The sequence below is a fragment of the Elioraea sp. Yellowstone genome (genome assembly GCF_006704265.1).
Classification (GTDB): Bacteria; Pseudomonadota; Alphaproteobacteria; order Acetobacterales; family Acetobacteraceae; genus Elioraea.
In genome coordinates this window covers 1-5,948 of the sequence record NZ_VIKA01000179.1, presented here as the reverse complement: position 1 = coordinate 5,948, position 5,948 = coordinate 1, and the positions used below count along the sequence as shown (strand labels likewise).

At 74.1% G+C, this 5,948-nt stretch carries 6 protein-coding genes and 1 tRNA gene; 5 read left to right on the top strand and 2 right to left on the bottom strand.

Annotated elements, in window-relative coordinates; all coding sequences use genetic code 11:
* The first annotated feature begins 131 nt into the window (after nucleotides 1-131).
* From FK498_RS16735 to FK498_RS16725, 3 genes are all read left to right on the top strand, one after another.
* Nucleotides 132-836 carry an AzlC family ABC transporter permease gene (locus FK498_RS16735; protein ID WP_141856554.1) on the top strand — a complete coding sequence of 235 codons (705 nt, stop codon included), beginning with the start codon at nucleotides 132-134 and terminating at the stop codon, nucleotides 834-836.
* On the top strand, nucleotides 833-1,138 hold the full coding sequence (locus FK498_RS16730; RefSeq protein ID WP_141856552.1) for an AzlD family protein: 306 nt from the start codon (nucleotides 833-835) through the stop codon (nucleotides 1,136-1,138). The genes FK498_RS16735 and FK498_RS16730 overlap by 4 nt, the downstream gene beginning before the upstream one ends.
* Before the next feature lie 69 nt (nucleotides 1,139-1,207).
* A tRNA-Val gene (locus FK498_RS16725) sits at nucleotides 1,208-1,282 on the top strand.
* Here the strand turns inward: FK498_RS16725 and FK498_RS16720 are convergent.
* Nucleotides 1,253-2,470, bottom strand: a complete 1,218-nt coding sequence (locus tag FK498_RS16720; protein WP_141856550.1) for a MarR family transcriptional regulator — start codon at nucleotides 2,468-2,470, stop codon at nucleotides 1,253-1,255. The two genes, FK498_RS16725 and FK498_RS16720, sit on opposite strands and share 30 nt — an antisense overlap.
* Before the next feature lie 82 nt (nucleotides 2,471-2,552).
* Nucleotides 2,553-3,335, bottom strand: coding sequence for an EAL domain-containing protein (locus FK498_RS16715; protein WP_141856548.1), 783 nt, complete (start codon nucleotides 3,333-3,335; stop codon nucleotides 2,553-2,555).
* 371 nt (nucleotides 3,336-3,706) lie between these two features.
* Here FK498_RS16715 and FK498_RS16710 point away from each other — a divergent pair, with 371 nt between their 5' ends.
* Both FK498_RS16710 and FK498_RS16705 read left to right on the top strand, forming a co-directional pair.
* Nucleotides 3,707-5,059, top strand: coding sequence for a globin-coupled sensor protein (locus FK498_RS16710; protein WP_141856545.1), 1,353 nt, complete (start codon nucleotides 3,707-3,709; stop codon nucleotides 5,057-5,059).
* Between the two features lie 378 nt (nucleotides 5,060-5,437).
* The coding region (locus FK498_RS16705; protein WP_141856543.1) for a polymer-forming cytoskeletal protein at nucleotides 5,438-5,948 on the top strand (511 nt) is incomplete at its 3' end.

Below are 5,948 nucleotides of genomic sequence, written 5' to 3'. Positions count from 1 at the left end.
CCGCCGGAGGCGCGGCAGAAGGCGCTCGCCGCGCTCGCCCGCGCCGGCTTCGCGCGCGCCGTCGCCGAGGCGGCGCTGGCGATGGACGCCGCCGAGGCCGAGACGCGCATCGCCGCGTTCCGCCGCGGCTGATGCGCATCGCCGCGACACGGGCCGGCTTCCTGCGCGGGGCGCGCGCAACGCTGCCGCTCACGGTCGGGCTCCTGCCCTTCGGTCTGGTGGTGGGGGTGCTCGCGCAGGCGCAGGGCCTCTCGGCGCTCGAACAGGTGGCCATGAGCGCGCTCGTGTTCGCGGGCGCGTCGCAGATCCTCGCGCTCGAGCTCTGGGCCGATCCCGCGCCGATCGCCTCGGCCGTGCTCGCCGCGGTCGCGGTGAACCTGCGCTTCGCGCTGATGGGCCCGGCGCTTGCGCCCTGGATCGACGCGGTGCGCGGCTGGCGGCGCTGGCTGATGGTCGGCACGATCGTCGATCACGCCTGGGCGCTGGCGATCGCCGAGATGCGGGCGGGGCGGCACGACGCGCTGTTCTATCTCGGTTCGGCGGCGATGCTGTGGAGCGCCTGGCTGATCACCACGGTGCTCGGCCACGCGCTCGGCGCCGCGGTGGCGCTGCCGCGCGGGCATCCGCTGTTCTTCGCCGCGCCCGCCTGCTTCATCGCGCTGCTCGTGCCGTTCTGGCGCGGCCGCGGCGACGCCGCCCCCTGGGCGGTCGCGGCCGCGGTCTCGCTCGGCATCGGCCCGCTCCTGCCGAACCCCGCCCTCGCGGTGGTGGCCGGCGCGGTCGCGGGCAGCCTCGCCGGCGCGTTGCGCGACACCGCGGGCGGCGGGCGCGGATGAGCCTCGATCCGGCAACGCTCGCCGCGATCCTGGCGATGGCGGTCGCGACCTTCGCCTGCCGCGCCGCGGGCTATCTGGTGCTGCGACGGGTGCAGCCCGGAGCGGTGCTGCGCGCGTTCCTCGGCCACCTGCCGGGCACGCTGTTCGTCGCCTTCGCCGCACCGGCGGTGGCGCGCGAGGGCTGGGCGGGAATGGCGGGTGCCGCGGCGACGCTGGTCGTGATGCGTGCGACCGGCTCGGTGCCGGGATCGCTGTTCGCCGGGGTGGCGGCGTTCTGGGCCGTGCGCGCCCTGGGGCCGTAGCGGCGCGGCGGCGCACCGCTGCTTGACCGGGCGGGCAAACATGGTCAGAACAGCTTGTCCCGGCAGCGCGGGCGCGTAGCTCAGCGGGAGAGCACTACCTTGACACGGTAGGGGTCAGAGGTTCGATCCCTCTCGCGCCCACCATTCCGGTCCAGACTCGATCCGCACTTCCTGCCCGATCGCAGGGATCGCGGACGGATCGGCGGCCAGGGGACACTCGGCCGCCGCGCAGCCCCGTTCCCCGGCCTTCCCCACCGCCGCGATCAGACCGGCGAGGTCCTCGTGCACGCGCCAGCGGCAGCGCAGCCAGGACGCGGGACACGCGGTCAGTCGCGGCGGCAGGACGATGCAGGCGGCGTCGCGCGGACGCTCGGCCAGGAGATCGAGCAGATCGAGAACCCGCTGCGCGCAGGTCTCGAAGGTGCCCAGCATGGCGGCGAAGCGGCGATGCGCGAACGGCGTGGCCGTCAGGGGTTCGCCCCCGGCCAGCCAGCCCTCGGCCCGCAACCAGGCGAGGTGGTTGCAGATGGTCTGCCGGCTTGCTCGGCTGCGGATCTGCTGGCGCGGCAGGAAGTCGCGCGTCCGCTGCGGACCTTCCGTCACCAGATCCCACAGCAGGAGCGCACGCCTCGCGACGGCGAGCCGACGGCCGCGATCGACGCCCGGGCCGAGCTTGTTCACGGACAGTTCGGCGTGCAGCCGGCGCCACGCATGCTCGGCCTCGCCCGTCAGCCGCGGCGAGGGATCAGCGCGCCCGGTCAGTTCGGCGGCAAGCCCGGTATAGGCGTGGCGGCGCTGGTCCGCGAGGGCGCGCAGGGCGGCGCCCGGCTCGATCAGGAGCCGGCGGCGATCGGGTTCGGCGCGCGCGGTCACGATCTCGCCGGCGTTCCGCGCCTCGGCCAGGATCAGCATGACCGACTGTGCCGAGAGGGCCGAGAGCCGGGCGAGTTCCGCGACCGTCAGGCTGATCGGCCGGTCGTTCAGCCAGGCGGAGCTGCGGATGATCGCATGGAAGAGGATGCAGCGGCGGTGATCGCGCAGCCAGAGCCGCGCGAGTCGGTCCGCGCGCGGCCGCGCTCCCATCCCCGGCAGGTCGCGCAGCAGCCGAAACCGGGGATCGGCCGGATCGGCCGGCCGGAAAGCGATGGTCGGGGTGTCGCCGCACAGCGCGTCGAGGAACCGCAGCGCTGCGATCTCCTCGACCAGTCCGCGCAGGCTGCGGACCTCGGCGACCCGCGCACTCACCATGCCATGCCGTGCCAAGACCGCTGCGAGCTTCGCCTTCAGCCTTCCCGGGGCGACGACGTCCGATTCCCCGATGCACACCCTCATGCGGATGCGTGCGGGATGCAAGCGTCGCGCGGCCGCGCCAGCGCCAAATTTTGGAGGCATCGGATGCCGTGACGGGCGGCCGTCAGGCGCGCGGTGCCGCGCGCGCCCGGCGCAGCGTCGCCTCCGCCGCGCGCAGCGCGGCGGAGGCGTCGGGCAGGCATCCGAGGCCCGGGCGGGACAGCAGATAGCCCTGGAAATGCCGGATGCCGGCCGCGTGCAGCGCATCGAGTTCCCCTGCCGTCTCGACCCCCTCGGCGACCACGACGATGCCGAGATCGCGGCACGCCTGCGCCACCGCGCGCGCAAGACGCGCGCGCACCGGATCGCGATCCGCGCCGCGCACCAGATGCCGGTCCAGCTTGACGATGTCCGGCCGGCAGGCGACCAGCAGCCCCAGCCCCGAATGGCCGGCACCGAAATCGTCGAGCGCCACGCGCACCCCCTGGGCGCGCTGGGCGGCGATGATCTCGGCCAGCAGCGCGACATCGCGCACTGCCTCCGTCTCGGTCATCTCGAACAGGACGCGCTCGGGCGGAAAACCGTAGCGGCGCGCGGCCGCGACGGTGGCGGCCAGGCAGGTCTCCGGCCGCAGCGCGGCGTTCGGCAGCACGTTGATCGAGACGAGCGTCGGCAGGGCGGCGAGGCCGAGGGACGCGGCATCGCGCAGCGCGGCGATCCGGCAGGCCATATCGACGACATGGGGATCGGCGGCCCGGCGCAGCGCACCCAGCACCGCATCGGCCGGTTCGCCCGTCGGTCCGCGCGCCAGCGCCTCGTAGGCGAAGACCGACCAGCCGCGACGGCACCGCATCACGATCGGCTGGAAGGCCGCGGTGATCCGTCCGGCCAGTTCCGCCCCCGGCATGCATGTCAGGCACGCCCCGTTCCGCCGGCGGCTGCGTCGGCACGCCTTCGTGGCGGCGCAGGCAGCGGCCGTGAGCGCGGACTCGGCTGCGGCGGTGACGATCATGGCACCTCGCGTCGATCGCGGCGCGCCAGGGTGGCACGCCTCGGCTTGAGGCTCGATCTCTTCGCTGAAGCGACCGTGAACGCCGCTGCCAGATTCTGGAGCGATCGCATGCGCGACCGCGGGACGGCGGGCGACGTCGCCGATCGCTCCAAAATCTGGCGAGCCGGTTTCAGTGACCGTTCATTCTCCTGGCACACCCTCCCGGTCGCGCAACGATGCGCAACGAGAAGCTCGCACCGTGCGGCAGCAGAGGCAGGAGAGAGGCCATGACGGAGAAGGTTCTCGAGGATCGGCTTGCCGGACGCGCGGCGTTCATGCGCCTGGATGCGGCGGCGCGCTCGCGCCTGCGCGAGGCCTGGGCCATCGTCGAGCCCGGGCTCGATACGATCCTCGATCGGTTCTACGCCCATCTCGCGGCGGAACCGGGGATGGCGGCGCTGCTCGCCCGCCACGCCACGCAGGGCGTCGAGGGCCTGAAACGTGCCCAGCGGGAGCATTGGCGTCGCCTGTTCTCGGGCCGCTTCGATGCCGAGTACGAGGCAGGCGTGCGCCGGGTCGGCCGCGCCCATGCGCGAATCGGCCTCGATCCGCGCTGGTATCTCGGTGGCTATGCCCTCGCGCTCGGCGAGATCGGCCGGACCGTCGCGGCCCGGATGCGCTGGAACGCGCCGCGCGCGGCGGCGCTGATGGACGCGGTCACCGCGGCGGTGCTGCTCGACATGGATCTCGCGATCGAGGTCTATTTCGAGGAAGGACCGGCAGTCCAGGCGCGCAGACGCGAACTCGCCGCCGTCGCGACCAGGCTGGAAGGCGCGGTCGGCGGTGTCGCCCAGGCGGTCGTCGCGACCGCCGGCGAGCTGCGGGCGGGTACCGAGACGCTTGCGTTGCTGGCGCGGCGTTCCGCCGAGCGCGCGGGCGCGGTGGCGGCCGCGAGTTCCCAGACGAGCGCCAACGTCGCCACCGTCGCCGCCGCGGCGGAGGAACTGTCGGCCTCGGTCGCGGAGATCACGCGCCAGGTCGCCGACAGCGCGCGCATCGCCCGCTCGGCCGTGGCGCGCGCGGCCGAAACGGACGCCACCGTGCAAGGGCTGGCCGAGGGCGCACGCAAGATCGGCGAGGTGGTGCGGCTGATCAACGACATCGCCGCGCAGACCAACCTTCTCGCGCTGAACGCGACGATCGAGGCGGCGCGCGCGGGCGAGGCGGGCAAGGGCTTCGCCGTGGTCGCCTCGGAGGTGAAGACGCTCGCCTCGCAGACGGCGAAGGCGACCGAGGAGATCGGCAACCAGATCGCGGCGATCCAGGGCGAGACCGACCGCGCGGTGGGTGCGATCCGTTCGATCGGCGCGGTGATCGAGGAGATCGACCGGATCGCCGCGGCGATCGCGGCGGCGGTTGAGCAGCAGGGCACCGCGACGGCCGAGATCGCGCGCAACGTGCAGCAGGCGGCCGCGGGCACCGGCGAGGTCGACGCCGCGATCGCGGAGGTGAACGCCGCGACCGCCGAGACCGCCGATGCGGTGGCGGCGCTCGGCGCCTCGGCGGCGGGGCTCGCGGACAACGGCGAGACGCTGCGCCGCGAGGTGGAAACCTTCCTCGCGGCGCTGCGTGCGGCCTGATACCCGGCCGACAAAGGTTCGACCTTTGCCGGCCGGGCGTCAGGCCTTGGTTTTGCGCGCGGCCGCCCCTTGAGCCCCGCGCGCCATACCCTCCGCACAAAGGTCAAACCCTTGTGCTCCGGGTATGAGACGTCCGGAAGCGCCGCTCCAGCGCAGGTTGAAGTCCGGCCTCCACCCTTCGCGTTGCGGCGTGCGGGGGCCGGTGTATGATCGCGTGCGGAGGCGTCTCCCCCCGACTCGGTCGCCCACCCCCAACGCGAGACGAGGTTTCCCCTGGCACTCTTCAAGCGTCCGAAGACCGACGCACCCGCGGCCGCCCCCTCGGCCGAGGAGGCGATCGCCCGCCCGACCACGATCCGAAAGGAAGGCCAGCCCGCCATGGCATTGAAGCCGAACTTCCCGGCCACCGGGATCCCGCCGCAGCCGAGCCCCGTCCAGCCCACCCCGCCCTCCGCCGGGCCGCTCGCGCGGCCCCAGCCGGCGGCGCGGCCGCAGGCGGGCGATCGGCGGGCGCTGGTGGTCGGGCGCGGCATCGCCCTCGCAGGCGGCGCGATCAGCGACTGCGAGCGGCTGGAAGTTCACGGCACCGTCGAGGTGTCGATCCGCCACGCGCTCGAACTCATCGTCGCCGATTCGGGCGTGTTCCGCGGCGAGGCCGAGATCGAGGAAGCCGACATCTCCGGCGCCTTCGACGGCTCGATCACGGCGACCTCGCGCCTCGTGATCCGTGCCACCGGGAAGGTGACGGGCACGATCCGCTGCCAGCGCCTGATGGTCGAGGAGGGTGCGCAGGTCTCGGGCAAGATCGAGATGATCGCCGCACCCGCCGCGGCGCCTGCCGCCGGCGCGGCGTCGCGTCCGGCGCCCGCGGGCGCCGACAGCCCGGCCG